Genomic DNA, 24,897 nt, shown 5'->3' with positions numbered 1-24,897 from the left:
GCGTCACCGAACGACCGACGTGCCATGACATCGACTGCCCGGGCCCGCCGCAGTGCCGGCCTCTCTTCCCCGCCGCCGCGCCGCCTCCTCGTCGCCCTCAGCCTCGGACTGGCCGTCTCGACGCTCTGGGCGGCGGGTGCGAGCTACTACCTCGTCTTCCACGACGAGGTGCTGGCCCGCTTCGTCTCGCGCCAGAGCGCGATGCAATTCACCTACGAGGAACGGCTCGGCACGCTTCAGCGCGCCCTCGATCGATCAGCGGCCGAGAGCGTGGCGGCACGCGGCAGCGTCGAGAGCCGTCTCGCGACCCTCATCGAGCGGCAGGCCCTGATCGAGAAGCGCCAGGGGTTGCTCTCCGGCTTCGGCGGAGCGGCGGCGTCCATCGACATGCCTCCGCCTGCTCCGGCTCCGGTCGCGGACACCGCGCCGCGGGTCCGGAAGCCGTTCCCGACACCGGGACTGCGCATGGGCGGCGAGGACCGCGTCGAGATCATCGGTCACGATTCGGCCGCACGGCTGTTGCGCCTCGAGGATGCGCTTCAGCGCGTCGCCGAAGCCCAATCGCGCAGCGTCGCCGGCATTGCCCGGCAGGCGGCGCGCAGCGCCGAGCGGTTTCGCGACCTGATCGCCCGCACCGGTCTCTCGCCCGCCCGCTTCGACGCGCCGCCGGCCGGCGTCGGCGGTCCTCTCGTCCCGCTCGGCACCGACGCCTTCGAGAGCGCCCTGGCCGATGCCCGGCGCCAGATCGACGAGGAGACACATCTGCGCCGCGTGGCCGCCGCCCTCCCCTTCCGCCAGCCCCTGCCGGGTGACCTCACCTTCACCAGCAGCTTCGGCGCGCGGCTCGATCCGTTCACCCGCGGCTACGCGCTCCACACGGGCGTGGATATGCGCGTCGAGACCGGTACTCCGGTCCAGGCCACCGCGGCCGGGCGGGTCACCACGGCCGAGTATGCCGGCGGCTACGGCAACATGGTCGAGGTCGATCACGGGCGCGGCCTCGTCACCCGCTACGCGCACCTGTCCGGCACCGCCGTCTCGGTCGGTCAGCGGGTGGAGGCGGGCACCGTCGTCGGGTTTGCCGGCTCGACCGGTCGCTCCACCGGCAGCCACCTGCATTACGAGACCCGTATCGACGGCGAGCCGGTCGATCCCCAGCGGTTTCTCCGCGCCGGAGCACAACTCGTCTTCAATGATTGATCGGAGCGCTCGCCGTCATCGCGAGCGACAGCGAAGCGATCCAGCGCACGACATCTCCGGAAAGGTCGCGGACTGGATTGCTTCTGCTTCGCCTCGCAATGACGTTTCGGCAGAGAGCACGGCCGAGACAGGGACGACCGAGCGACCTCAGTCGATATCCGCGACCTCTTCGCTGCCGCCGTAGACGCGCTGCGCCAGCGAGGCTTCCATGAACGGGTCGAGGTCGCCGTCGAGCACCTCGTCCGGGTCGGTCGATTGGGTGCCGGTGCGCAGGTCCTTCACGAGCTGATACGGCTGGAGCACGTAGGATCGGATCTGGTGGCCCCAGCCGATCTCCGTCTTCGAGGCCGCCTCGGCGTTGGCCTTCTCCTCGCGCTTCTTCAGCTCGGCCTCGTAGAGGCGGGCACGCAGCATGTTCCAGGCGGTGGCCCGGTTCTTGTGCTGCGAGCGCTCCTGCTGGCAGGCCACGACGATGCCGGTCGGGTTGTGCGTGATGCGCACCGCCGAATCGGTCGTGTTGACGTGCTGGCCGCCCGCGCCCGACGACCGGTAGGTGTCGATGCGGCAGTCGGATTCCTTGATCTCGATCTCGATCCGGTCGTCGATGACCGGATAGACCCAGACGCTGGCAAAGCTGGTGTGCCGCCGCGCGTTGGAATCGTAGGGCGAAATGCGCACGAGGCGATGCACGCCCGACTCGGTCTTGAGCCAGCCATAGGCGTTGTGGCCCTTGATCAGGAGCGTGGCGCCCTTGATCCCGGCCTCTTCGCCGTCGGTCATCTCGACGATCTCGACCTTGAACTTCCGGCGCTCGGCCCAGCGGGCATACATGCGCTGGAGCATGTTCGCCCAGTCCTGGCTCTCGGTGCCGCCGGCGCCCGCATGGACTTCGAGATAGGTGTCGAAGCCGTCGGCCTCGCCCGAGAGAAGGGTCTCGACCTGACGGCTCGCGGCCTCCTTCTCGACCGCCTTGATTGCGTTCTCGCCCTCGGTGATGGAGGCTTGGTCGCCCTCCATCTCGCCGAGTTCGATCAGCGTCGCGGCGTCCTCGAGATCCTGTTCGAGCTTCTTGATCGCGGTGACGGCCTCGTCGAGCTCCTGGCGCTCGCGCATGACCTTCTGCGCGGCCTCCGGATCGTTCCAGAGGTCGGGGTTCTCGGACGCGGCGTTCAGCTCCGCGAGGCGTTTATCGACGGTGTCCCAGTCAAAGATGCCTCCTCAGCAGCCCTATAGACTGCTTGGCGGCATCCGAGGCCTGCTCGATCTCGGCGCGCATCTGGTGTGAAACTCGACTATCGGTGTGGCCGGGGGTGATACCGGGCGGCTCCCGCCCTGTAAACCACCGCGATGCCGATCCTCCGATCCCGTCGCTTCCGCCTCGCTGCCGCCGTCCTCGCCGTGATCGCGGCGGGTATCGGCGTGCGTTATCTGTCACTCGGTCTGCCGAGGGAGGTCGTGAAATATGCGGGCTCGGTGCTGTGGGGCGCGATGGTCTACGGGCTCGTCGCCTTCCTCCGCCCGACGACCGCTGTTGGCCGGCTCGCTTTCGCCGCCTTGGCTCTCGCGGGATTGGTCGAGCTGTTCCGCCTCGTCCACACGCCGGAGCTCGACGCGTTCCGCCTGACGCTGGCGGGCCAGTTGCTGCTCGGGCGGATCTTTTCGCCCTGGAACATCCTCGCCTACGCTGTGGGCATCGGGCTGGCGGCAGCGCCCGATGCGGGGATACGAAGGCTTGCCGGCCGGCGGCGGAACAGCGCCGATGCTCTGGCGACGCCGGGCGGCGCTGATAGCGGCTTGGAGCCGCCGCGCGCGATCACCGGGAGCCGGCCGGCCGAGCTTTCATGATCGGACGCCGCTCGTGAGCCGCAGGGTGGCTGGTTTCGAGCCGGACGGCGTCGCTCAGCCCCCCGACAGCGCCCGCACCACCGCCCGGTTCGGCGCGATGTAGCGTTGGAAATAGGTCTTGCCCCGCGCCTGCGCCTCCTGGATCTGGGCGCGGTCGAGCATGCCCGCCGCCTGAATCGCATTGGCCATGGCGGATTCATCCATGATCGAGGCGTGGGTCGCCGGGTAGATCCAGGCCATGCCCTCGATGGGATCGCGCGGCACGCCCTTGCCTTCGATGTAGAGGATGCCGAGCTCGTTGCCGGCCTTGTAGTGACCGCCCTTGGCTGCCCGCTCGTACCAGTGCGCGGCCTGCGCCGGGTCGGCCGCGACCCCCTGCCCTTTCCGATAGGCCTGGCCCAGGTTGAACGCAGCGAGGACGCTGCCGCCCTGTGCCGCCTGCCGATAGTAATCGAGGGCGCGGGCCGGATCCGCCGGCACGGCGCGCCCTTCCGCATAGGCGACGCCGAGATTGTAGAGCGCTTGCGGGTCGCCCTTCGCCGCGCCGGCCTCGAAGGCGCGCATCGCCGCCGGGTAGTTGCCCCGCGCATAGGCCTTGATGCCCTGCGCGACCTGTGCCGAGGCGGAGGTGCCGAACAGGGCGGCGAGGAGGCCTGCCAGCACCGTCATCCTGACCCTGGCGCCCCGTCCTTTCACGCCGCCGCGGCCTTGCGGTTCTCCAAGAAGGCCGCGTGCTCGGCCACCAGTGCGCCGCTCAGCGCCTTCTCGATCAGCGCCCGCGTGCCGGCGACGCCGTAGAGCGCGATGAACGAGCCGAAGCGCGGTCCTTGGGCCTCGCCGAACAGCACGTTGTAAATCGAGGCGAACCACGTCTTCGCGACACCGGGGCGCCCGTCCGGGCTCTTGGCCTTGCCCGACAGGTCGGGGAAGTGGCGCCGGCCCACCTCGTAGACGATGGCCTGCAACGCCTCCGGATCGGTCGAGGCCTCGTGCTCGGCCAGCGTCTGCGATAGGTCGCGCAGGGCCGCGGCCTCCTCCTCGGTCGGGGCGCGGTACTGCTTCTGCGGCCGCACGAAGTCGCGGTAATAGGCGAGCGCCCGCGTCACGAGGCCGGCGAGCCGCGGATGCGTCTCCGGCCCGACATTGGGGGCGTAGCGTCGGATGAAGCCCCACAGCACGGCCTCGTCCTCGGCATTGGCCACCGCCACGAGGTTCAGCAGCATGCCGAAGGAGAGCGTTGTGCCCGCATCGTCGATGGTCTCGACCTCCGGCGGCGACCCCGCATGCAGGTGCCAGACCGGGTTGCCGAGCCGATGCTTGGCCTCCTGGCCACTGAAGCGGCCGAGGAAGTTGTCGTACTCGTCGACGTGGCGCGGGATCACGTCGAAGAACAGGCGCTTGGCCTCGCGCGGCTTGTTGTACATGAACAGCGCGAGCGATTCCGGCGTGGCGTAGGTCAGCCACTCGTCGATGGTCAGGCCGTTGCCCTTCGACTTCGAGATCTTCTGGCCCTTCTCGTCGAGGAAGAGTTCGTAGTTGAACCCTTCCGGCGGCTCGGCGCCGAGCGCGCGGGCGATCTGGCCCGAGAGCTTGACCGAATCGATCAGGTCCTTGCCCGCCATCTCGTAATCGACGCCGAGCGCCACCCAGCGCATGGCCCAATCGGGCTTCCACTGCAGTTTGGCGTGGCCGCCGGTCACCGGCGTCTCGTAGCGCTCGTCGGTCGCCGGATCACGCCAGACGATGGTGCCGGCGGACGGCCGCACCTCGTCGATCGCCACCTGCATCACGTGGCCGGTGACGGGATGGATCGGCAGGAAGGGCGAGTAGCTCGCCGAGCGCTCGGCTCGCAGCGAGGGCAGCATGATCGCCATCACCGCGTCGTAGCGATCCAGGACGAGGCGCAGGGCGTCGTCAAAGACGCCCGAGGTGTAGCAATCGGTGGCCGAGCGGAACTCGTAGTCGAAGCCGAAGGCGTCGAGGAAGCGGCGCAGCTCCGCGTTGTTGTGGTGGCCGAAGCTCTCATGCGTGCCGAACGGATCGGGCACCTTGGTCAGCGGCAGGTTGAGTGCCTCGCGCAGCCGCTCGCGATTCGGCACGTTGTCCGGAACCTTGCGCAGCCCGTCCATGTCGTCCGAGAAGGCGATCAGCCGGGTCGGCACGGAATCCTTCGTCAGCACGCGGAAGGCGTGGCGCACCATCGAGGTACGGGCGACCTCGCCGAAGGTGCCGATATGCGGCAGGCCCGAGGGGCCGTAGCCGGTCTCGAACAGCACCTCACTCTTCGGCTTCTTCTCCAGCCGCGCCACGAGCTTGCGCGCCTCCTCGAACGGCCAGGCGGCGGCGGAGGCGGCAGCCTCCAGAATATCGGGGTCGAGACGAAGGGGCGCGGACATCGAATGCTTTTCGGGGTTCAGGACGGGCGCCGCACCGGCCATCCGGGCCGGGGCGCGAGAGCGGGCAACCTATGGAGGGCGGGGGCCGGGGTCAACGTGAGGACGGTCATCCCCGCCCGAGCAGCATCAGCCAGCCGACCGTCGTCGCGGTGGCAGCCAGCGTCGAGACCAGCACGGCGGCGGCGACAAGCCCCTGCTCGCTCTTGTAGCGGGCGGCGAGCAGGTAGGCGTTGATGCCCACGGGCATTGCCGCGAACAGCACGGCCACGCCGGCATAGGCCGGCGGCATGGTGAAGACGTGGAAAGCCAGGATGTAGACCGCGAGCGGGTGCAGGCCGAGCTTGAGCGCCGCGACGATGCTGGCGCCCGGCAGGTCGTGCAGCACCTTGTAGCGGGTTAGTCCGGCGCCGAGCGCGATCAGCGCGCAGGTCGAGGCGGTGCCGCCGAGCGAATCGACCAGCGCCTTCGGGATGCCGGAGAGCGAGAGCCCGCTCGCCTTCATCGCCATGCCGACGGCGAGCGCCAGGAAGATCGGGTTCTTGGCCAGCACGAGGCCGAGCGCCTTGAGGCGCTGGCTCAAGGGCCGCTCACCCTCCGACTCGATCAGGAAGGTGGCCGCGCCCATCATCAGCGGCAGATGGACAGCCAGCAGCATGAAGAGCGGGAAGGCGCCCGCCTCGCCGTAGGCCTGGAGAATCATCGGCACGCCGACGAAGACCGTGTTTGACTGGCTCGCGGCGAAGCCGTGCAGCACGGCGCCGCGCCGGTCCACACCCGCGGTGCGGCGCCCGATCAGCGAGCCGGTGGCCCAGGCGATCGCGGCCCCGCCGAAATAGCTCGCCCAGTAGCCCCAGGCGATCTCGCCCGTGAGGCCCGGGCGCGTCAGGGTCGAGACGATCAGCGCCGGCACCGCCAGCGAGAAGACGTATTCGGAGAGCCCATCGCCGACCCGCTCGGAGATGATCTTGGTGAGCGAGGCCAGCCAGCCGACGAGGACAAGGCCGAAGATCGGGATGATGAGGGTGAGCGCCGTCATCGGCAGCCTGGGCCTTGTCGAACGGAAAAGGCCACCGGGCGCGCGCTGCGCATCCGGTGGCCTCCCGATTCTTCTTGGAAGAAGCGCGGGCCGCTACGGGCCCGGCGGACTTACGCGGCGGCGGGGGCCGCAGTCTCGGCGAGCTTCTTCTCGATGTCGCGCTTGAGCAGGCGGGCGGTCTGCGACAGCTCGATCTCGCGCGCCTTGACGAGGAAGGCGTCGAGGCCGCCGCGGTGCTCGACCGAGCGCAGCGCGTGAGCGGTCACCCGCAGGCGAACGCGGCGGTTGAGGGCATCCGACTGCAGCGTGACGTTGCAGAGGTTCGGCAGGAACCGGCACTTGGTCTTCCGGTTCGAGTGGCTCACGAGGTGGCCGACCTGAACGGCCTTGCCCGTGAGTTCGCAGCGACGCGACATCGTTACAGTCCTGTCAACGTTAGGCCGGGTCTCGGCGCTGAAGCGTTTCGGCAATGCCACACGGCTCTCGCGCCGAGGGCGTCGAACCCTCGCGACAATCGATACCGGCGGAGTCCTATGGAAGTGGCGAGCCTATAGGGGAGACGCACCGGATTCGTCAAGGTCGAAGGGCCAGAAGTTCCGTGGGAGTCGGCGTCGAACTACTGGATCGACGCCCGAGCAAGCTGCCGGCTCGGGGCGGGGCTCGGTGCCTGCGCCGTCTTCGGCGCCGCGCGTCGGGCCGCCATGGCACGCAGCTCCCGCACGTTGGCCGCCGCTTCCGCCGGGCCGAGATCCTGGGCCAGCACCTGCTCCGCCTCGTCGTAGCGGCCCTTCAGGCCGAGCACCAGGGCGAGGTTCTGGCGCACGCGGGCATCCGCCTTCGGCTGGGCGACGGCGAGGCGCAGGGTCGTCTCGGCCTCCTCGAGGCGGCGGGAGAGAGCGTAGGACAGGCCGAGATTCGACAGGACCCGCGGCTCGTTCGGCGCGATCTTGAGGGCGGCGTCGTAGAGGCTCTGCGCCCTCGCGTGGTCGCCGGTCTCGTCCGCCACCATCCCCTGAGCGGAGAGCACGCGCCAATCGGGCTGGGCCGGGCTGTGGGCGTTCTGGAGGACCTCGTTGGCCTCCCCGTAGCGGCCGGCATCGGCGAGGCTCTTGCCGTAGGCCGCGAGCACCGCCTTGTCCTTCGGGTTGCGCAGCGCAAGCTGCTGCAGCACCGCGACCGCTTGCGATTTCTGATCGGTGGCGCGCAACGCCGCGGCGTAGCGCATCGCGTTGCGCGCATCGCTCGGGTCGGCGTTGTAGCGGTCCGCCAGGGCCTCGACCTCGGCGCGGGGCGAGCGCTCCGGGCGGCTCTTGCCGAACGGGTTGAGGCTGCTGATCGAGCCCGTCGTTTCCGGCGAGCGGGTCTGGCAGCCGGCGAGCCCGAGGCCGACCAGAGCCAGGGCGAGCAGGCGGCGGGTGCGGACCGTTCCAGGCTGGCTCGGGGCCCTGCCGCAGATGCCGGTCATGTCGTCCTCTCCCCCAATCCCGCGGCCGGCGCTTGCGCCGTGCCGATGCCGGGGTGATAGAGCGTTAACCCTAATGGCCGGTTAAGCTTATTTTCCATGACCTCAGACCCGACACCGCCCGGACCCGCCCTCCTCGATGCCGCCGCGAACGCAGTCCCGATTCGCTGCGTGACGGCGGACGGATGGGCGGCGGTCGAGGTCGGCCTGCCCCCGCCCCAGCGCCGCTTCGCCGCCGCCACCGGCTTTGCACCGAAGGCGGGCCGCGTCGCGCTCCTGCCGGGCGAGGATGGCGGACTCGGCCTCGTGCTGCTCGGACTCGGCGAGGCTGGGCAGGGACATCGCGACCGGTTTCTCGCCGGCAAGCTACCCGGCGCCCTGCCCGCCGGCGATTACCGTCTCGAACCCTGCGATGCCCTCGATGCGGGCGAGGCGGCTCTGGCCTGGCTGCTCGGCAGCTACCGGTTCGATCGCTACCGCAAGCCGGGCGAGCCGCGCCCGCGCCTCGTGGCGCCGGAAGGCGTCGATGCGGCGGCGGTCGGCCGTGTCGCGCGCGCGGTCGCGGCCGGGCGTGATCTGATCAACACCCCCGCCAACGACCTCGGACCGGCCGAGGTGGAGGCCGCGATGCGTGCCCTCGGCGAGCGGTTCGGCGCGGCAGTCACTGTGACCATGGGTGCGGATCTGGAGAAGGAATTTCCGCTCGTCCATGCCGTCGGCGCCGCCTCCCCGCGGGCGCCCCGCCTCATCGACCTGATCTGGGGCGCTCAGGATGCGCCGCGGGTGACCTTGGTCGGCAAGGGTGTCGTGTTCGACACCGGCGGGCTCGACATCAAGCCGGCCTCCAACATGCTGCTGATGAAGAAGGACATGGGCGGCGCCGCTGCGGCCCTGGCGGCAGCGGAGATGATCATGGGCGCCGGCCTGCCGGTGCGGCTTAGGCTGATCGTGCCGAGCGTCGAGAACGCCATTGCCGGCGACGCCTTCCGACCCGGCGACGTGATCCGCTCGCGCGCCGGCCTCACCGTCGAGATCGGCAACACCGATGCGGAAGGGCGCCTGATCCTGGCCGACGCCCTGGCGCTGGCCGATGCCGAGGAGCCGGACCTCATCCTCGATTTCGCGACGCTGACCGGCGCCGCCCGCGTCGCCCTGGGTCCCGACCTGCCGGCCTTCTTCACCGAGGATGAGGCTCTGGCGGGCGCCGTCGCGGAAGCAGGAGAGCGGGTCAACGACCCAGTCTGGCGCCTGCCGCTGCACCCGCCCTACGCGAGCCTGCTCGATTCGAAAGTCGCCGACCTTAACAACGCGCCGGGCGGCGGCTTCGCCGGGGCGATTACCGCGGCCTTGTTCCTGCGCCGCTTCGTGCGCCGGACGCGGACGCACGTGCACTTCGATCTCTACGGCTGGAACCCCTCGACCAAGCCCGGCCGGCCCGAGGGCGGCGAGGTGCAGACCGCACGCCTTGCCCACGCCCTGGTGGCCGAGCGCTACAGGCAGAACGGCTGACCGAGCCCGAGGGCGGCCTCAGTGCCGTCCGGCGGGGCGCGGCTCCGGCGCGTATCGCTCCTGGGCCCGCGCCACGCTTGGCGGAAGTCCCTCCTCCGGCCGGGTAGCGCCCGGCAGACCGGGCGTCGCCGGATCGCGCTCGCCGCGTTCGAACGCCCAGCCCGCATTCACGCCGGCATAGAAGCCTGTGAAATCTTCCGCCGCGGCCGGTGCCGCGGAGAGGAGAAGCAGGCCGAGCGCGCTCACTGTTCGACGCATCGCGTGTCCCATCGTCATGTCCGCCTCCCGAAGGTGGTCGGTGCGGTCTACGCGCCAAACGAAAACGGCGGCCCTGAGGCCGCCGCTTCCGTCATCAAAGTTTATGACGCCGATCAGTACTCGACGGTGATGCTCGAAGCCTCGCGGCCCTTCTGACCCTCGACCACGCCGAGAGTGACCTGCTGGCCCTCGGCCAGGGAGTCGAGGCCGGCGCGGGAGAGCGCCGAGCGGTGGACGAACACGTCCTTGCCGCCGTCGTTCACCGACACGAAGCCGAAGCCCTTGGCCGGATCGTACCACTTCACGGTGCCGGTCATCTCGACCGACGGACCGGAGGCGAAACGTCCACCGCCGCCACCGCCGCCGGCACCGCCGAAGCGGTCACGGCCGCCGCCGCCGAAGCGGTCACCGCCGCCGCCGAAGCGATCACCGCCGCCGAAACGGTCACCGCCACCGCCGAAGCGGTCGCCGCCGCCGCCGAAGCGCGGGCCCTCGCGCCGGGGCGGAGCCGCCTCGGCCGTCGAGGTATCGACGGTGGTCACCGCGGTGACCTGCGGACCCTTCTGGCCCTGAGCGGTCTGAACCGTCAGGCGCGTGCCGGGCAGAAGATCGTCGTGACCGGCGGCCTCGACCGCGCGGATGTGGAGGAAGGCATCGCCGGAGCCGTCGCCGAGCTCCACGAAGCCGAAGCCCTTCTCCTTGTTGAACCACTTGACCGTCGCGTCACGCTCCGGACCCGACGGGGCCGCAGGTGCGCGCGCCGGGCCGCGGTCGAAGCCGCCGCCGCCACCGCCGCCACCGAAGCGGTTGCCACCGCCGCCGCCACCGAAGCGGTCACCGCCGCTGGGGGGCAGTTCATCCGGCCAACGCGGCTCGGCACCACCCTCATCGAAGCCGCGCTTCTGCGGCCCCCTGAAATCACGACCACGTCCCATTGAAAGCTCGCAAAAACCGTCCGCCCGCCAAGTCTCGAATACCGCGTGCGCGCTATCTCGAGACAGCCGACGCGCCGCACTATCATCCCCCCGGCTGCGGCTACCGGGAGCGATGCCTCAGGTCTGACGCAATCCCGTCCATACCGCAAGGATCTTCTAACCGATCCGTGCTCCAGGCTCCGCATTTTCGCGGTGAAACTGCGTACGTACCCCTTTTGGGACGCTCGAGGTGCCGATCCGGATTGCACGCAAGGGACGTCAACGAAAACGATTCTCGCGCATCTGATTCCCACGGTTCGGTGACGCTTTAGGAAAACGCAAACCGGACGGCGCGTAAGACTCGGCCTGAAACGCTTCGGGTCAGTACCGGGCGCCGGCCGCCGATGATCGCAACTCCGACCTTCCCGGACCTTTCCGCCCTCGTCGTCGACGAGAGCCTCTACATTCGCCGCATCGTGCGCGACATGCTGATGCGCGTCGGCATCAAGCGCGTGCTGGAGGCACCCGACGGTGCGGAGGCGCTCGGCGTGCTCGCCGAGAGCAAGCCGGACCTCACCATCATCGACTGGGATCTGGCGATTCTCTCGGGTGAGGAGTTCATCCGGCTGGCGCGCACGCCCGCCACCTCGCCCTCGCCGACGGTGCCGATCATCCTGATGCTGGCCCAGCCGCGCCGCAACGTCGTCGACCGGGCGATCGCGCTCGGCGTCAACGAGATCATCGCCAAGCCGTTCTCGCCCAAGACGCTGTGGTCGCGCCTCGACGAGGTGATCAACCGGCCGCGGCCGTTCTCGCAGGTGAAGAGCCTGCTCCGCCCCCTGCCCCGCGCCAGCGGCCTGTCGAAGATGGGCGCGATCTGACGAGGGCGCAGGGGCGCGGATCAGCCCCGGCGCAGCCGCCGCCGATGGACGATGCCGATCCGGTCCGCCGGCGGGGTCTTGATGTCGAAGCCCGATAGCTCGCCGATGCCGCCGGCCTCGTCGAGGCCGCGCTCGGTCACAGCGATGCGAAAGCCGATCTCGGCCGGCGTGACCGTGTAGAGGTAGTAGGAGGCGCGCCGGTTCGTGAGCAGGGTGCGCGCCGAGGCCGAGGGCGCGCCCACCACCGGTACCGGACGCCCGTCCGGTCCGGCGATCTGCGCCACGGTGCCGACATGGTTGTGCCCGTGCAGGATCAGATCCGCCCCGGCCCGTCCGATCATCGCCGCAAAGGCGGCGGCGTCCTTCAACTCCCGTCCCGAGGCGGCTCCGCCCGGATGGGGCGGGTGGTGGATCATCACCACCCGGCAGGGCCGGTCCGGCGCCGCCGCGAGGTCGCGCAGCAGGCGCTCGGCGGTCTCGATCTGCGGCACGCCGAGGCGTCCGCTCGCGACAAAAGGCTTGGTCGGGATCGCCGAGGACAGACCGACCAGGGCGAGCGGCCCGCGCCGCCGCAGGTAGGGAAAGAGACGGGCCTGCCCGTCATCGGCCTCCGTCCAGCCGCCGCAGGCGGCGAGCAGCCCCTCCAGCGAGCCACGGACATAAGCGTCGTGGTTGCCGGGCACGAAGCTGACCCGCTCGGCCGGCCCCAGCGCTTCCAGAAAGATACGGGCGCTCTCCCACTCGTCGGGGAGGCCGAGATTGCACAGGTCGCCGGTGCAGGCGACATGGTCCACCCCCTGGCCGTGCAGGTCGGCGACGAGGGCGCCGAGCAGGTCCATGTCGTGGTGGCGCCCGCGACCCCGGCGCCAATTCACGTAGCCGGTCGCCCGCTTGCTGAGAAGCTGGCGCAGGCGCGGCCGCGGCAGCGGCCCGACATGGGGGTCGGTGAGATGAGCAAGACGGAACATGGGCTTTCCCGCATCGCGTCAACACGCGTCCGCGTCAATATCGGGCAATCCGCCGCGCCGATCCGAACGGTCCCACCCGCCTCATGCGGGGTGGCCTCGCTTAAGAGAGGCCATTCCCTCCGTTGCTTCGACAGAGAGGTCGGGGGTAGACAGCCGCCGCTCCCTTACCGTCTGGCCTAACCGGCGGCGGAATCCGGCAACGACGAATCGGAACAGGCGGTCCGATCCCATGGGCTTGATCAAGACCATCGGCCGAAAGCCAGGCGTTCAGTGGGTGCTCAGCCACATCGCCTCGGGCTATCTGAAGCTCGTGCGGCGGACCAACCGGTTCACCATCGAGCCGGCGGATGCCTATGCGCGGCTCGACAGCTACGGCCCGTTCATCGCGGCGATGTGGCACGGCCAGCACATCATGATCTCGTTCATGAGCCGTCCGCAGGACCGGGTCGCCACGATCATCTCCCGCTCGCCGGACGGCAACATCAACACCATGGCTCTGGAGCGGCTGGGGGTGCGGGTGATGCGCGCCTCCGGCGCCCGCGGTCGCGCGGTCAAGGACGCCCGCGCCAAGGGCGGCGCCGAGGGGTTGCGGGCCATGGTCAAGGCGCTGAGGGGTGGCGAGACGGTCGCCTTCTCGGCCGACGTGCCCAAGGTCTCTCGCGTGTGCGATGCCGGGATCATCATGCTCGCGCGCTTCTCCGGAGCCCCCATCGTGCCGGTGGCGGTGGTGACGAGCCGGCACATCCGCTTCAATTCCTGGGACCGGGCCTGCCTCGGCCTGCCCTTCGGCCGCGGCGCCATGGTGTTCGGCGAGGCGACCTTCGTCCCCCGCGAGGTCTCACCGGATGAGATCGACGCCCTGCGTCAGCGGGTGCAGGCCGAGTTGAACCGCGTCCACGACCGCGCCTACACCCTCGTCGGCCGGCCGGATCGGGTCGGCGGCGCCCCCGCCGCGGCCGCGCCGCAGGGTAGTCCGGCGTGAGGGTACCGAAGCTTCCCGTCGCGCTGCGCGCCTACCGCTACGGCCTCTATCTCGGCGAGCCGGCGGTGGCCGGCCTGCTGGCGTGGCGCTCGCGCCGGGGCAAGGAGGATCCGGGGCGGCTCCCCGAGCGGCGCGGCCTGCCGGGCCGAGCGCGGCCGGTGGGCCATCTCGTCTGGATGCACGGCGCGAGCATCGGCGAGGCGCTCTCCCTCGTCGGGCTGATCGAGGGCATGATCGCCCGTGGTTGCTCGGTCCTTGTCACCACCGGCACCCGCAGCGCCGCCGACCTGTTGAGCAAGCGCCTGCCGGCCGGCGCCGTGCATCAATACATGCCGCTCGACGCGCCGCGCTGGATCGAGCGCTTCCTCGCGCATTGGCGGCCGGATCTTGCCATCGTCGCCGAATCCGAGATCTGGCCCAACACCATCATCTCGCTGCACCGGCGCGGCATCCCGCTCGTGCTCGTCAACGGGCGGATGTCGGAGCGCTCGTTCAAGGCCTGGACGCGCTCGCCCGGTACTGCCCGGGCGCTGCTGTCGCGCATCGCCGTCTGCCTCGTACAGACCCGGGAGGACGGGGAGCGCTTCGCCCGGCTCGGCGCGCCGCGCATCAATGTCGTCGGCAATCTCAAATACGATTCGGCCGTGCCGCCCGCCGATTCCCAACAACTCGCCTATCTCGGCGACATGATCGGCGACCGCCCGGTCTGGGTTGCGGCCAGCACCCATCCCGGCGAGGACGAGGTGATTGCTCGCGTCCATGCCGGGTTGAAGGCGCGTTTCCCGAGCCTGTTGACGGTGATCGTGCCGCGCCATCCGCGCCGGGGCGAGGAGGTGGCCCGAATCGCCGCCGAAGCCGATCTGCGGACCAGTCGGCGGGCCAAGGGCGGGCGCCCGCTGCCCTCGATCGACCTCTACGTCGCCGACACGATCGGCGAGCTCGGCCTGTTCTATCGGCTCTGCCCGCTCGTCTTCCTCGGCGGCTCGCTGGTGCCGCACGGGGGGCAGAACCCGATCGAACCGGTGCGCCTGGACAGCGCCATCCTGCACGGCCCCTACATTTTCAATTTCCGCGAGCCCTACGGCGCACTCGACACGGGGGGCGGCGCCCGCATCGTTTCGGACGAGGCGGGATTGCTGGCGGCCGTCGGCGATCTGGTCGCCGATCCGCGGGCGCTGGCGGGGATGTGGGCCAAGGGGCAGGCCGCGCTTCTGCCCTTCGAGGGCGCGGTGGCACGCACCTTCGCGGTGCTCGAACCCTACGTCGCGCAGATGAAGCTTTCCGCACGCGAGCGCGACTGAGGCCGCGATGCACCCGCCCGGCTTCTGGTCCCGGCCGCCTACGCATCCCCTCGCCTGGCTGCTGGCCCCTGCGGGCCGGTTCTACGGTGGGCTGACTGCCGACCGGATGGACCGGCCCGGCGCGGTGCCGCCCTGCCCGGTGCTCTGCGTGGGCAATTTCACCCTCGGCGGTGCCGGCAAGACTCCGACGGCGCTGGCGCTGGCGCGCCTGCTGCGCGGGATCGGCCGGACGCCGGCCTTCCTCAGCCGCGGCTATGGCGGCCGGCTCGCCGGGCCGCTGATCGTCGATCCGGCGCGGCATGGGGCTGCGGAAGTCGGCGACGAACCGCTGCTGCTGGCGCGTGCCGAAACCACGGTCGTCGCCCGCGACCGCCCGGCCGGCGCCCGCCTCTGCGCCGAGGCCGGCGCCGACGTGATCGTCATGGATGACGGCCTGCAGAATCCGAGCCTGACCAAAACGCTCTCGTTCGCGGTGATCGATGGCGGCGCCGGAATCGGCAACGGACTGCCCTTCCCCGCCGGGCCGCTGCGGGCGCCGCTCGCCCGGCAATGGCGGCACGTCGCCGGCCTCGTGCTGGTCGGCGACGGCGCGCCCGGTGCGGCTCTGGCGAGCGAGGCGGAGGCCCGCGGGCTTCCGGTTCATCGCGCCCGCCTCGTGCCCGAGGACGGAGCCGAATGGGCCGGTCGCCGTGTCGTTGCCTTCGCCGGGATCGGGCGCCCGCAAAAGTTCTTCGAAACGCTGCGGGGTTTGGGCGCGGAGATCGTGGCCGAGCGGGCCTTTCCCGACCACCATCCCTTTCGCGCGGGCGATCTGGCGAAGCTGTCGGCGCTCGCCGCGCAAGTGGGGGCCGAGCTGATCACGACGGAGAAGGATGCGGTCCGACTGCCGGCGCAGACGCGCGCCGAAGTCCGGGTGCTGCGGGTTGCCCTCGCCTTCACCGACGCGGCGATGCTTTGCCGGCAGCTCGCGGCGGCGTTCCCGCGCGCCTGACGCGCCGCTCAGAGGCAGAGGCTGGCGGACGTCCGATGGGACCAGCGGTACAGGGCGCGCCGGCCGGCAACACCCGTCTCGCATTGCACGTAGCCGTGATCGGTGAGCACCCTCCGCCACGCGAGCAGGTACGGGATCGGTAGCAGGAGCATCAGCGGAATGCACAGGAGGGCCGCCGCCATGAGCCGCGTGTCGCCCCGCGGCGTCCCGCGTCGCCGCAGCAGCAAAGCCGCGAAGGCACCGAGACCGATGGCAGCGGGCAGGGCGGCAGGCGCGTGGCTCGACACCGTGATCGGCTCGGCGCCGGCCGAGAAATCGGCCAGGGCCGACCCGATGTCGCTCATGGCGATGAAGAGGAGGCCCGCCGCCCCGGCGAGCAGGCCGAGCCCGACAAGATCGGTCGAGGCTCCAGGCCTCAGTTTCCGCAATCGTCTTTGCCCCGGCCGCCTTTGGCAGCCCTTCGTGACGAGGGTCTCGGCAGTGGGTCGTGCCCTCAACGGGCCGCGCCGATTTCCTTCAGGCGCTGCATCGCCGCCTCGGGCGTGGCGTAGGCCTCCTGGCGATCGACGTTCCAGTAGCGGAGCGCGTCGAGTTGGATCGGCTCGCCCGTCACCGCGCAGCGCACATAGGTGCCGGGCTTGACCACGCGCATGGTGCCATCGCCGTACTCGACCTTGGCCTCGCCGCCGGTCGATCCCCGATCGTAGCGTCCGAGCATTGTCTGGCCTCCCGGTGCCGCGCCCGCGCGCGCTCGGATTGCCTTAGAGCATCATCCCGAAAGGTGGAATGCGGCTTTCGGGATGAGATGATGCGAGACCAAGAGTCTCGCGCGGGGCTCTGTCGATGCCTGCCCCTCGACAGGCCCCCGCCTTCGGGTCAAACGAAACCACGCGCCTCACGTCGCTCCGGAATTGTCCGTGACCGAGCCCGATCTCGATGCCCTGTTCGAAGCCGCCGCCGCGGTGCGCGAGCGGGCTCACGCGCCCTATTCGGGCTTTTCCGTGGGCGCTGCGCTGCTGGACGAGGCCGGAGGCATCCATGCCGGCTGCAACGTCGAGAACGCGGCCTACCCGGTCGGCACCTGCGCCGAAGCCGGCGCCATCGCCGCGATGATCGCGGCCGGCGGCCGAGAGATCCGCGCGATTCTCGTCGTGGCCGACAGTCCCGATCCGGTCACGCCCTGCGGCGCCTGCCGCCAGCGCATCCGCGAATTCGCTCATCCGGGCACGCCGATCCTCTCGGGCAGTCCTGAGGCTGTGCAGGCCCGCTACACGCTCGATCAGTTGCTGCCCGCCTCCTTCGGCCCGGAGCATCTCGCCCATGGCGCCTGAGGAAGCGGCGATCGCGCATCTGCGGGCGGAGGGCTTTGCCTTCCCCTACGCCCTGGCGATCGTCACCGGGACCGGGCTCGGTGCCCTGGTCGAGGCGGTCGAGGACCGCCGCAGCCTCGCCTACGCGGCGATTCCCGGATTCCCTGCGCCCGGCGTGACCGGCCATGGCGGCCGGCTGCATCGCGGACGTCTTGCGGGCCGGCCGGTCCTCGTCTTCGAGGGGCGGGCCCATGCCTACGAGCGCGGCGATGCCGCCGCCATGCGGGTGCCGCTCGCTGCGGCGCGGGCGCTCGGGGCGAAACGGCTCCTGCTTACCAACGCCGCCGGCTCGCTGCGGCCGGAAGTGGGCCCAGGCCGCCTCGTGATGCTTTCCGACCACATCAACCTGTCGGGCTTCAACCCGCTGATCGGCGAGGCGAGCGACGCCCGCTTCGTGCCGATGACGGAGGCGTACGATTCCGGCCTGCGCGCCGCTCTCGGCGCGGCGGCCGAAGACATCGGCCTGCCGCTCGCGACTGGGGTCTATGCTTGGTTCTCCGGTCCGAGCTTCGAGACGCCGGCCGAGGTGCGCATGGCCGGGATCCTCGGCGCCGACCTCGTCGGCATGTCCACCGTGCCCGAGACGATTCTCGCCCGTTTCCTCGGCCTGCCCGTGGTTGCGGTCTCGGTGGTGACCAACTTCGCGGCGGGGATCGCGGGCGGCGATCCGCACCACGCCGAGACCAAGGCGGTCGCAGCCCAGGCCGGGGCGGATCTCGCCCGCCTCGCCGCCGCTTTCGTCGGCCGCCTACCCGAAGCGTAAGGAACGCGGATGACCGCTTCAGCTCCTCTTTCTCCGCAGGCCCAGACCCTGGCCAGGGCGGCCCTGGCCCGGCGCGCCCTGCCGCTGCTCGATCTCACCGACCTGAGCGACACCTCCACCGCCGCCGCAGTCGAAGACCTTTGCGGAAAAGCCCGCGCGAGCGGCGTCGCGGCCGTTTGCGTCTGGCCCGATTTCGTCGCGGGATCGGTTCGGGCGCTACGCGGCAGCGGCGTGCGAGTCGCCACTGTGATCAACTTCCCCGAGGGCGGTGAGGACATCGAGCGCATGGTCGCGGACACCCGCGCCACCCTCGCCGACGGTGCCGATGAGATCGACCTCGTCCTGCCCTATCGTGCCCTGATGCGCGGCGAGGCGGAGAGCGCCCGCGCCATGGTCGCGGCCGTGCGCGACGCGTGCGTCGGCCGGCTCCTCAAGGTGATCCTGGAGACCGGTGAGCTGGATGACCCGGCGCTGATCGCGCAGGCGAGCCGCCTGTCGCTGGACGCCGGCGCCGATTTCATCAAGACCTCCACCGGCAAGACGCCGGTCTCGGCCACGCTGCCGGCGGCCGAGACCATGCTGGCGGCGATTCGCGCCCACGGCGCCCGGCCGGCGGGGCTCAAGGTGTCCGGCGGCCTGCGCCGGATCGAGGATGCGGGCGCCTATCTCGCCCTCGCCGACCGGGTCATGGGGCCGGATTGGGTGGGCCCGAGCACCTTTCGAATCGGCGCCAGCGCGCTCCATGCCGAACTCGTCCGCTCCGTCGAGGCCGCGCCATGAGGCTTCCTCAGGAGATCATCCGCGACAAGCGCGACGGCCGCGCTCTCACCGAGGCCGATATCGCCGGCTTCATCGAGGGGCTGACACGGGATGCGGTGACGGAGGGGCAGGCTGCCGCCTTCGCGATGGCGGTGTTCTTCCGCGGCCTCTCCCGCGACGAGCGCGTGGCGCTGACCCGAGCCATGACCCATTCGGGTACCGTGCTGGCGTGGGACCTCTCCGGACCCGTCCTCGACAAGCATTCCACCGGCGGTGTCGGAGACACCGTGAGCCTTCCGCTCGCGGCCATGGTGGCGGCCTGCGGCGGCTACGTGCCGATGATCTCCGGGCGCGGCCTCGGCCATACCGGCGGGACGCTGGACAAGCTCGCGAGCATCCCCGGCTACGACGTCGCGCCCGGCCTCGACCGCTTCCGTCGGGTCACGGCGGCGGTCGGTTGCGCCATCATCGGTCAGACCGCCGACCTCGCGCCCGCCGATCGGCGCCTCTACGCAATCCGCGACGTGACGGGGACGGTGGAATCGCTCGACCTCATCACCGCCTCGATCCTCTCGAAGAAGCTCGCGGCGGGGCTTCAGGGTCTCGTCATGGACGTGAAGGCCGGCTCCGGCGCCTTCATGGCGAGCCGGGCGGAGGCGCGGTCGCTCGCCGAGAGCATCGTCACGGTGGCGAACGCCGCGGGGCTGCGCACCGGCGCGCTCATCACCGACATGGACGCGCCGCTTGCCTCCAGCGCCGGCAACGCCGTCGAGGTGGCCTATGCCGTCGATTACCTCACCGGTCGCGCCCGCGAGCCGCGTTTCCATGCCGTCACGCTGGCGCTCGCCGCCGAGATGCTGGTGATCGGCGGGCTCGCCGCGACTCGTGTGGAGGCGGAGGAGCGTCTGACGACGGCGCTCGATTCAGGAGCGGCCTGCGCGGTGTTCGCGCGGATGGTGGCGGCCCTCGGCGGGCCGGCCGACTTCGTGGAGGCAGCGGACCGCTACCTGCCGCGGGCGCCGGTGGTGCGGCCGGTGACGTCGCAAGCTTCGGGGGTGGTCGAGCGCATCGAAACGCGCGCCGTCGGCCTCGCGGTCATCGGCCTCGGCGGCGGCCGCACCCGGCCGCAGGACGCGATCGATCCGCGCGTCGGCTTTACCGATCTCGCACGGCCCTGCGACCGGCTGGCGAAGGACGATCCGATCGGCATGGTCCATGCGGCCGACGAGGCCGCCGCGGCGCGGGCCGAGGCGGCCTTGCGGCAGGCCTATCGGATCGGTGGAGAAGCACCGGCGGCCTGCGAGCCGGTGATGGAACGTCTCGGCTGACGCGCATGCGCGTCGGAGGCATCCTCTTGGATTCCAGGGAAATGCTGCTTGCCCCCGAGGTGGTTCGGATGGGGCTTTCGCCTCATCCGAACCGCTTCAACCGCCGCGTCTACCAGTGATGGTGGTGGCCCCAGTGGCGGCGGTGGCCCCAATGACCGCGATGATGGTGGCGGTGGCCCCAGCCGTGATGATGGTGGCCCCAATGGCGGCGATGGTGGCCCCAGTGTCCGTGATGGTGGTGGCGATGCCCCCAGTGCCGGGGATGATGGCGGTGGCCGAAATGATGGTGGTGCCACTGCACCGTTTCGACCGTCGCCTCCGACGCAAGGGCCGTGGCTGGAGCCGGCGCCAGCGGGGCGGCGTTGGCGGCGTTGGCGCCGAAGAGGCCGCCAGCCATCAGCGCGAGGGCGGCGAGCGCGAAACGGGAGCGACGTTTAGAGGATGATTCCGACATCGTGTGACCTCCGTTCATCGGGCCGTTCAGGGCGGCCTTGAGAGCGAAGCTAGATCCCGGCGGATGAACGCGTACTGAGCGGAATCCGTACAATGGGAAACAAGGCCGCCCCCGCTCGATGACGAAGAGCGCACGCCTCGTTCCCGCTGCCGTCATGACGACAGAGATCGGCTCGATTCGCGGTCAGTCCTGTTCGGAATCCCATCGGCCGCAGCGGACGGGATGCGGAAGATCTTTCGGTCGCCCGCGCCGTATCCGGAACGTCAGACGGTGCCGGCCTTCGGCTCGGGCCGCCGGTATACCCAGACGCGGGCCGGGGGCAGATTGAGCCAGACCTTGTTGGAGCGGCTCGCCGTGTAGCTGCCCGCCTCGCACTTGGCCGGAATCGGCGGCACCACCGCGTAGGTGAACTGCACGAAGGGCGCGCCCGGATGCATCAGGTCATGCGCGCCCTGGAGGAGGTCGAGGCGCTGCTCCAGGGGCTTGGTGAACAGCGGCAGGCTGGAGATCGTGGCGGCGCAAAGGCCTTCGAGCCGGTCGCGCAGGGTCTCGCGAATCCGGTAAGCGTCGCCGCAGATCACCGTCACGCCGGGAAAGCGCCGGCGCAGCAGCGTGCAGAAATCGGGATTGAACTCGACGAGGACGAGGCGGTCCTGATCGAAGCCGCGGCGGATCAGTGCCTCGGTCACGGGGCCCGTGCCGGGTCCCAGCTCGATCACGGGGCCGGCGACGTTCGGGTCGGCGTAGGAGGCCATGGTGCGCGCGAGCATCCGGCCCGACGGCGTCACGGCTCCGGTGACAAGCGGGCGCTCGAACCAGGAGCGCAGGAAGCGCGCCTCGTCCTCCAGCGGATCCTTGCGCTCACGGATGACGCGTGCGGCGGCGACGGCTCGGGCACTGGAACGGCGAAGCGGCGGCACGTCCGAAGGTCCTCGGCTCATCATGGTTGGCACAGGCTAGACGACGAAAACCCGCGGGCAGTCAAGCTACGCTACCGGCATCGGGTGCATGATCGCAGCGATGAGCCGCGATCATAACCGGTGGAGCCTCGGGTTTGATCCCGGAGGGGCGTCACGGATCACGCCCGCGTCGCACCGCTCACGAAGAAGTCACGCACCTTGGAGAAGAACCCGGCGCTCTCCGGGTGATTCTCGTCCGAGGCGCTCTGGTCGAATTCCTGCAGCAGCTCGCGCTGGCGCTTGGTCAGGTTCTGCGGCGTCTCCACCGAGACCTGGATGTAGAGGTCCCCAACCTCGCGCGAGCGCAGCACCGGCATGCCCTTGCCTTTGATCCGGAACTGCTTGGCGGTTTGCGTGCCGGCCGGGATGCGGACCTGCGTCTGCGAGCCGTCGATCACCGGCACGGTGATCTCGCCCGAGAGCGCCGCCGTCACCATCGAGATCGGTACGCGGCAGAACAGGTCGGCCCCGTCGCGCTGGAAGAACGGGTGCGGCTTGATCGAGAGGAAGACGTAGAGGTCGCCCGCCGGTCCGCCGCGCAGGCCGCTCTCGCCCTCGCCCGCGAGCCGGATGCGCAAGCCGTCATCGACGCCCGCCGGCACGTTGATCGAGAGCGTGCGCTCGCGGTTGACCCGGCCGGCGCCCGAGCAGGACGGGCAGGGATCGTCCACCACCTCGCCGCGGCCGTGGCAGTTCGGACAGGTCCGCTCGATGGCGAAGAAGCCCTGCGCCGCCCGCACTCGGCCGTAGCCGCCGCAGGTCGAGCAGGTGCGCGGCTTCGAGCCAGCCTTGGCCCCCGTGCCCGAGCAGGTCTCGCAGGCGATCGAGGTCGGGATCCGGATGGTCTCGGTCTTGCCGGCGAAGGCCTCTTCGAGGCTGATCTCGAGGTTGTAGCGCAGGTCCGCCCCGCGCTCGCGGCCCGGCGCGCCGCCGCGTCCGCGGCCAGCCCCGCCGCCGGGTGCACCGCGGCCATCCCCGAAGAAGTTCTCGAAGATATCCGACATGAAGTCGCCGAACTCGTTGCCGAATCCGGGGCCGCCCGCACCGCCCTGGCTGAAGGCGGCGTGACCGAACCGGTCGTAGGCCGCACGCTTCTGGCCGTCGGAGAGGCACTGATAGGCCTCGTTGACTTCTTTGAACTTGATCTCGGCTTCTTTGTCGCCGGGATTGCGGTCCGGATGATGCACCATGGCCAGCTTGCGGAAGGCGACCTTCAGCTCGCTCTCCGAGGCCGTCTTCGCGACGCCCAAGACCTCGTAATAGTCCCGTTTCGACATTCCCGGCCCCTGGAGCCTCTCGTTCGCGCCGGCTGCCGACTCGCATGTCGGGCTTCGGCCGCGCCGCGATCCGCCTCCCGACTCGAACGGGACGGGCCGGATCGACCTTCGCTTCTCTCGGACGCTCGGCACCGTTGATCCCCGAGCCTTGCCCGAGGATCAAGCCGTTCGCGCCGCTGACGGTAAAAAATGATCGGGAGCGGCGCTGGCGCACCGCTCCCGTCTCATCATGCGGACTTAAGCGCGCTTCTTGCGCTCGTTCTCGTCCACTTCCTGGAAGTCGGCGTCGATGACGTCGTCCTTCTTCTCCGCCGAAGCCGCGGCACCCTCGGCGCCCGGCGCACCCTCGGCCTGGGAGGCGGCGTACATCGCCTCGCCGAGCTTCATCGAGGCCTGCATCAGGTCGTTGGTCTTGGCCTTGATGCCCTCGGCGTCCTCACCCTCGAGCGCGGAGCGGAGCGCCGTGATGGCGGACTCGATGGCACCCTTGTCGGCGGCCGAGACCTTGTCGCCGTACTCCGCGACCGACTTCTCGGTGGCGTGGATCAGGCTCTCGCCCTGGTTCTTCACCTCGACCAGCTCGCGGCGCTTCTTGTCCGCCTCGGCATTGGCCTCGGCATCCTTGACCATCTTCTCGATGTCGGCGTCCGACAGTCCGCCCGAGGCCTGGATGCGGATCTGGTGCTCCTTGTTCGTCGCCTTGTCCTTGGCCGTCACGTTGACGATGCCGTTGGCGTCGATGTCGAAGGTCACCTCGATCTGCGGCATGCCGCGGGGCGCCGGCGGGATGCCGACGAGGTCGAACTGACCGAGCAGCTTGTTGTCGGCCGCCATCTCGCGCTCACCCTGGAAGACCCGGATGGTGACCGCATTCTGGTTGTCCTCGGCCGTCGAGAAGACCTGGGACTTCTTGGTCGGGATCGTGGTGTTGCGGTCGATCAGACGGGTGAACACGCCGCCCAGCGTCTCGATGCCGAGCGAGAGCGGGGTCACGTCGAGCAGCAGCACGTCCTTCACGTCGCCCTGGAGCACGCCGGCCTGGACCGCGGCGCCGATGGCGACGACCTCGTCCGGGTTGACGCCCTTGTGAGGCTCCTTGCCGAAGAACGCTTTGACGACCTCCTGCACCTTGGGCATGCGGGTCTGGCCGCCGACGAGCACGACCTCGTCGATCTCGGAGGCCGAGACGCCGGCATCCTTGAGCGCCTTGCGGCAGGGCTCGATCGTGCGCTGCACGAGATCGTCGACGAGGCTCTCGAACTTGGCGCGCGAGAGCTTCAGCGCGAGGTGCTTCGGACCGGTGGCGTCGGCGGTGATGTAGGGCAGGTTGATCTCGGTCTGCGTCGCCGAGGACAGCTCGATCTTGGCCTTCTCGGCGGCCTCCTTGAGGCGCTGGAGGGCGAGCTTGTCCTTGGTCAGGTCGATGCCCTGCTCCTTCTTGAACTCGGCGGTCAGGTACTCGACCACGCGGTTGTCGAAGTCCTCGCCGCCGAGGAAGGTGTCGCCGTTCGTCGACTTCACCTCGAACACGCCGTCGCCGATCTCGAGGATCGACACGTCGAAGGTGCCGCCGCCGAGGTCGTAGACCGCGATGGTGCCGGCCTTCTTCTTGTCGAGGCCGTAGGCGAGTGCGGCGGCCGTCGGCTCGTTGATGATGCGCAGCACCTCAAGGCCGGCGATCTTGCCGGCATCCTTAGTGGCCTGACGCTGGGCGTCGTTGAAGTAGGCGGGGACGGTAATGACGGCCTGCGTCACCGGCTGGCCGAGATGCGACTCGGCGGTCTCCTTCATCTTCTGAAGGGTGAAGGCCGAGATCTGCGAGGGCGAGTACTTCTTGCCGTCGGCCTCGACCCAGGCGTCGCCGTTGTCGCCCTTGGCGATCTTGTAGGGCACGAGGCCCTTGTCCTTCTGCGTCAGCGGATCGTCGTAGGTCCGGCCGATCAGACGCTTGATCGCGAAGAAGGTGCGTTCCGGATTGGTCACGGCCTGCCGCTTGGCGGGCTGGCCGACGAGGCGCTCCCCATCGTCGGTGAAGGCGACGATGGACGGAGTGGTGCGGGCGCCTTCCGCATTCTCGATGACCCGCGGCTGCGTGCCTTCCATGACGGCCACGCAGGAATTGGTGGTGCCGAGGTCGATACCGATTACTTTACCCATGGTGGGATCCCTCTGTTGGATTTTTCAAGCAGACCGCCGAGCCCCGAAGCAGCTCGACCCATGGCGGTACAAAAACATCAGGTTTGA

At 70.0% G+C, this 24,897-nt stretch carries 26 protein-coding genes; 11 read left to right on the top strand and 15 right to left on the bottom strand.

What is annotated here, in order from left to right; translation table 11 throughout:
• The first annotated feature begins 24 nt into the window (after window positions 1-24).
• The gene (locus MFF24_RS03975) at window positions 25-1,200 is read left to right on the top strand and encodes a M23 family metallopeptidase (protein WP_238222527.1); all 1,176 of its coding nucleotides are present in this window, start codon (window positions 25-27) and stop codon (window positions 1,198-1,200) included.
• 147 nt (window positions 1,201-1,347) lie between these two features.
• On the opposite strand, the gene prfB is transcribed toward MFF24_RS03975, so the two are convergent.
• Window positions 1,348-2,476 (bottom strand): peptide chain release factor 2 gene (prfB, locus tag MFF24_RS03970; protein ID WP_238222519.1). Its coding sequence is split into 2 segments (ribosomal slippage): window positions 1,348-2,406 and window positions 2,408-2,476, totalling 1,128 coding nucleotides; the frame shifts between segments, so codons are not numbered across the junction.
• A gap of 71 nt (window positions 2,477-2,547) precedes the next feature.
• Between prfB and MFF24_RS03965 the strand changes: the two genes are divergently transcribed.
• Window positions 2,548-3,045: a ribosomal maturation YjgA family protein gene (locus MFF24_RS03965; RefSeq protein ID WP_238222516.1), complete on the top strand. Its 498-nt coding sequence runs from the start codon at window positions 2,548-2,550 to the stop codon at window positions 3,043-3,045.
• A gap of 54 nt (window positions 3,046-3,099) precedes the next feature.
• Here the strand turns inward: MFF24_RS03965 and MFF24_RS03960 are convergent, their stop codons facing one another.
• From MFF24_RS03960 to MFF24_RS03940, 5 genes are all read right to left on the bottom strand, one after another.
• Window positions 3,100-3,708: a tetratricopeptide repeat protein gene (locus MFF24_RS03960; protein ID WP_238222507.1), complete on the bottom strand. Its 609-nt coding sequence runs from the start codon at window positions 3,706-3,708 to the stop codon at window positions 3,100-3,102.
• A gap of 29 nt (window positions 3,709-3,737) precedes the next feature.
• Window positions 3,738-5,441, bottom strand: coding sequence for a lysine--tRNA ligase (locus MFF24_RS03955; protein WP_238222506.1), 1,704 nt, complete (start codon window positions 5,439-5,441; stop codon window positions 3,738-3,740).
• 106 nt (window positions 5,442-5,547) lie between these two features.
• Window positions 5,548-6,477 carry an AEC family transporter gene (locus MFF24_RS03950; protein WP_238222504.1) on the bottom strand — a complete coding sequence of 310 codons (930 nt, stop codon included), beginning with the start codon at window positions 6,475-6,477 and terminating at the stop codon, window positions 5,548-5,550.
• Between the two features lie 110 nt (window positions 6,478-6,587).
• Entirely contained in the window at window positions 6,588-6,893 is a 306-nt protein-coding gene (gene rpmB, locus MFF24_RS03945; protein WP_091947278.1) for a 50S ribosomal protein L28, read from the bottom strand.
• A 200-nt stretch (window positions 6,894-7,093) separates the two neighbouring features.
• Window positions 7,094-7,942 carry a tetratricopeptide repeat protein gene (locus MFF24_RS03940; protein WP_238222502.1) on the bottom strand — a complete coding sequence of 283 codons (849 nt, stop codon included), beginning with the start codon at window positions 7,940-7,942 and terminating at the stop codon, window positions 7,094-7,096.
• 96 nt (window positions 7,943-8,038) lie between these two features.
• Between MFF24_RS03940 and MFF24_RS03935 the strand changes: the two genes are divergently transcribed.
• On the top strand, window positions 8,039-9,448 hold the full coding sequence (locus tag MFF24_RS03935) for a leucyl aminopeptidase family protein (RefSeq protein WP_238222501.1): 1,410 nt from the start codon (window positions 8,039-8,041) through the stop codon (window positions 9,446-9,448).
• An 18-nt stretch (window positions 9,449-9,466) separates the two neighbouring features.
• On the opposite strand, the gene MFF24_RS03930 is transcribed toward MFF24_RS03935, so the two are convergent.
• Complete coding sequence (locus MFF24_RS03930; RefSeq protein WP_238222911.1) at window positions 9,467-9,706, bottom strand: hypothetical protein; 240 nt, start codon at window positions 9,704-9,706, stop codon at window positions 9,467-9,469.
• A gap of 113 nt (window positions 9,707-9,819) precedes the next feature.
• Window positions 9,820-10,641, bottom strand: a complete 822-nt coding sequence (locus MFF24_RS28775) for a cold-shock protein (protein ID WP_108940817.1) — start codon at window positions 10,639-10,641, stop codon at window positions 9,820-9,822.
• A 383-nt stretch (window positions 10,642-11,024) separates the two neighbouring features.
• On the opposite strand from MFF24_RS28775, the gene MFF24_RS03915 reads away from it, so the two are divergent.
• Window positions 11,025-11,501 (top strand): response regulator, encoded by a 477-nt coding sequence (locus MFF24_RS03915; RefSeq protein WP_108940816.1) that lies wholly within the window; start codon window positions 11,025-11,027, stop codon window positions 11,499-11,501.
• A gap of 20 nt (window positions 11,502-11,521) precedes the next feature.
• On the opposite strand, the gene MFF24_RS03910 is transcribed toward MFF24_RS03915, so the two are convergent.
• Complete coding sequence (locus MFF24_RS03910) at window positions 11,522-12,469, bottom strand: metallophosphoesterase family protein (RefSeq protein WP_238222498.1); 948 nt, start codon at window positions 12,467-12,469, stop codon at window positions 11,522-11,524.
• A 229-nt stretch (window positions 12,470-12,698) separates the two neighbouring features.
• On the opposite strand from MFF24_RS03910, the gene MFF24_RS03905 reads away from it, so the two are divergent.
• The 3 genes from MFF24_RS03905 to lpxK are packed head-to-tail and all read left to right on the top strand — an operon-like array spanning window position 12,699 to window position 15,743.
• Window positions 12,699-13,451 carry a lysophospholipid acyltransferase family protein gene (locus tag MFF24_RS03905; protein WP_133088272.1) on the top strand — a complete coding sequence of 251 codons (753 nt, stop codon included), beginning with the start codon at window positions 12,699-12,701 and terminating at the stop codon, window positions 13,449-13,451.
• Window positions 13,448-14,752 carry a 3-deoxy-D-manno-octulosonic acid transferase gene (locus MFF24_RS03900; protein ID WP_238222496.1) on the top strand — a complete coding sequence of 435 codons (1,305 nt, stop codon included), beginning with the start codon at window positions 13,448-13,450 and terminating at the stop codon, window positions 14,750-14,752. The genes MFF24_RS03905 and MFF24_RS03900 overlap by 4 nt, the downstream gene beginning before the upstream one ends.
• A 7-nt stretch (window positions 14,753-14,759) precedes the next feature.
• Window positions 14,760-15,743 (top strand): tetraacyldisaccharide 4'-kinase, encoded by a 984-nt coding sequence (lpxK, locus tag MFF24_RS03895; protein ID WP_238222494.1) that lies wholly within the window; start codon window positions 14,760-14,762, stop codon window positions 15,741-15,743.
• 8 nt (window positions 15,744-15,751) lie between these two features.
• Here lpxK and MFF24_RS03890 read toward each other — a convergent pair whose 3' ends face one another.
• Window positions 15,752-16,171 (bottom strand): hypothetical protein, encoded by a 420-nt coding sequence (locus MFF24_RS03890; RefSeq protein WP_238222493.1) that lies wholly within the window; start codon window positions 16,169-16,171, stop codon window positions 15,752-15,754.
• 65 nt (window positions 16,172-16,236) lie between these two features.
• Window positions 16,237-16,461 (bottom strand): DUF2093 domain-containing protein, encoded by a 225-nt coding sequence (locus tag MFF24_RS03885; protein ID WP_108940810.1) that lies wholly within the window; start codon window positions 16,459-16,461, stop codon window positions 16,237-16,239.
• Between the two features lie 199 nt (window positions 16,462-16,660).
• Here MFF24_RS03885 and MFF24_RS03880 point away from each other — a divergent pair, with 199 nt between their 5' ends.
• Genes MFF24_RS03880 through deoA form a run of 4 tightly spaced genes read left to right on the top strand, consistent with a single transcriptional unit; the run spans window position 16,661 to window position 19,963 of the window.
• Window positions 16,661-17,074: a cytidine deaminase gene (locus tag MFF24_RS03880; protein ID WP_238222492.1), complete on the top strand. Its 414-nt coding sequence runs from the start codon at window positions 16,661-16,663 to the stop codon at window positions 17,072-17,074.
• Window positions 17,064-17,876 carry a purine-nucleoside phosphorylase gene (locus MFF24_RS03875; RefSeq protein ID WP_238222487.1) on the top strand — a complete coding sequence of 271 codons (813 nt, stop codon included), beginning with the start codon at window positions 17,064-17,066 and terminating at the stop codon, window positions 17,874-17,876. The genes MFF24_RS03880 and MFF24_RS03875 overlap by 11 nt, the downstream gene beginning before the upstream one ends.
• A 9-nt stretch (window positions 17,877-17,885) precedes the next feature.
• A complete protein-coding gene (gene deoC / locus MFF24_RS03870; protein ID WP_238222485.1) occupies window positions 17,886-18,656 on the top strand; it encodes a deoxyribose-phosphate aldolase in 771 nt (256 codons plus the stop codon).
• Window positions 18,653-19,963 carry a thymidine phosphorylase gene (deoA, locus tag MFF24_RS03865; protein WP_238222484.1) on the top strand — a complete coding sequence of 437 codons (1,311 nt, stop codon included), beginning with the start codon at window positions 18,653-18,655 and terminating at the stop codon, window positions 19,961-19,963. The genes deoC and deoA overlap by 4 nt, the downstream gene beginning before the upstream one ends.
• Window positions 19,964-20,072: 109 nt before the next feature.
• Here the strand turns inward: deoA and MFF24_RS03860 are convergent, their stop codons facing one another.
• From MFF24_RS03860 to dnaK, 4 genes are all read right to left on the bottom strand, one after another.
• Window positions 20,073-20,417 carry a hypothetical protein gene (locus MFF24_RS03860; RefSeq protein WP_238222483.1) on the bottom strand — a complete coding sequence of 115 codons (345 nt, stop codon included), beginning with the start codon at window positions 20,415-20,417 and terminating at the stop codon, window positions 20,073-20,075.
• A 263-nt stretch (window positions 20,418-20,680) separates the two neighbouring features.
• Window positions 20,681-21,337, bottom strand: coding sequence for a class I SAM-dependent methyltransferase (locus tag MFF24_RS03855; protein WP_108940804.1), 657 nt, complete (start codon window positions 21,335-21,337; stop codon window positions 20,681-20,683).
• Window positions 21,338-21,495: 158 nt separating this feature from the next.
• Window positions 21,496-22,653 (bottom strand): molecular chaperone DnaJ, encoded by a 1,158-nt coding sequence (gene dnaJ / locus MFF24_RS03850; RefSeq protein WP_108940803.1) that lies wholly within the window; start codon window positions 22,651-22,653, stop codon window positions 21,496-21,498.
• A gap of 237 nt (window positions 22,654-22,890) precedes the next feature.
• Window positions 22,891-24,810, bottom strand: coding sequence for a molecular chaperone DnaK (gene dnaK / locus MFF24_RS03845; RefSeq protein WP_166059777.1), 1,920 nt, complete (start codon window positions 24,808-24,810; stop codon window positions 22,891-22,893).
• Window positions 24,811-24,897: the final 87 nt, after the last annotated feature.

This window comes from Methylorubrum aminovorans (genome assembly GCF_022179725.1).
Taxonomy (GTDB): Bacteria; Pseudomonadota; Alphaproteobacteria; order Rhizobiales; family Beijerinckiaceae; genus Methylobacterium; species Methylobacterium aminovorans.
The sequence above is the reverse complement of the archived record's forward strand: the minus strand, read 5'-3'. Positions and strand labels throughout refer to the sequence as shown.